Source organism: Pseudomonas sp. C5pp, assembly GCF_000814065.1.
In the GTDB taxonomy this organism is placed as follows: domain Bacteria; phylum Pseudomonadota; class Gammaproteobacteria; order Pseudomonadales; family Pseudomonadaceae; genus Aquipseudomonas; species Aquipseudomonas asiatica.
In genome coordinates this window covers 1-906 of the sequence record NZ_JWLN01000091.1, presented here as the reverse complement: position 1 = coordinate 906, position 906 = coordinate 1, and the positions used below count along the sequence as shown (strand labels likewise).

The window sequence follows — 906 nt, the reverse complement described above, 5'->3', positions numbered from 1 at the left end:
GCTCCGATTAAGCGGTTGCGAGCGTTAGATGCCCGATCGGCTCGGCTGCTGGCCGTACCTTGATTTCGATGTCGTAGCCGAGGCGATTCAGACAATCCATCAGCTTGCGTTCGGATAGATTGGTGAAGTCGCCGCGCATCATGCCCGACACCTTCGGTTGCGGGATGCCCATGCGTTTGGCCGCCGCTTGTTGAGTCAGCCCAAGGGCGCGCATGGCCCTCCTGATCTCGACCACCAGGCCGGTCTTGATCTTGAGCTTTTCAGCGTCAGGCAGTCCAAGGTCGGCAAAGACGTTGCCCGAGCTGCGCTGAACCTCGACGCCTTCAATGATTCGTTTTTGCATTTCGTAGCTCCTGTGCCAATACCTCGGCCACCTTCAGCCGAGCGCGGATGATGTCCATGTCGGCCTTTGGCGTGGCGATTCCGCTCTTGCTCTTCTTCTGGAAGCAGTGCAGGACGAACACCGCTTCCGCAAACTTGACCGTGTATACCGCTCGATAGGTGCCGCCGGCATCGTCTTCGACGACCTCCAGCACGCCGGCACCACCGAACCCCTTGAGCACCTTTGCTGCGTCATCCTGATCGCCTATCTGCGCCAACGAGAGCGCGTAACCGAAACGGCGACGCACGTCGGACGGCAACGCCATCAAATCCTTGTGGCTGCTCGCGATCCATTCGAGCGGTTTTTCTTTGTTTGTCATGACGGAATTTTATACCTGTTCAGGTAATGATGTAAACGCGGCAACCTCAAGGAGGTGTCGTAAAACATTTGTTTTGCGACAGGCTGTCAGCCGCCGCTGTGCTACCTGTGCAACACCCCCTCAAAAATGTACGGAAAACTCTATCGCTATTCACTATTATGCGGAAACCTGTTTTTGATGGTTATCCGCCTATGTTGGTTGGCTA

Annotated in this window: 2 protein-coding genes; both read right to left on the bottom strand. The window is 55.8% G+C overall.

Annotation, left to right across the window (positions count from 1 at the left end):
• Nucleotides 1-7: 7 nt before the first annotated feature.
• Nucleotides 8-343: a helix-turn-helix domain-containing protein gene (locus RR51_RS28445; RefSeq protein WP_001172026.1), complete on the bottom strand. Its 336-nt coding sequence runs from the start codon at nucleotides 341-343 to the stop codon at nucleotides 8-10.
• Nucleotides 324-701 carry a type II toxin-antitoxin system RelE/ParE family toxin gene (locus RR51_RS28440; protein WP_003151133.1) on the bottom strand — a complete coding sequence of 126 codons (378 nt, stop codon included), beginning with the start codon at nucleotides 699-701 and terminating at the stop codon, nucleotides 324-326. Before RR51_RS28440 ends, RR51_RS28445 begins: the two co-directional genes overlap by 20 nt.
• Between the last annotated feature and the right edge of the window lie 205 nt (nucleotides 702-906).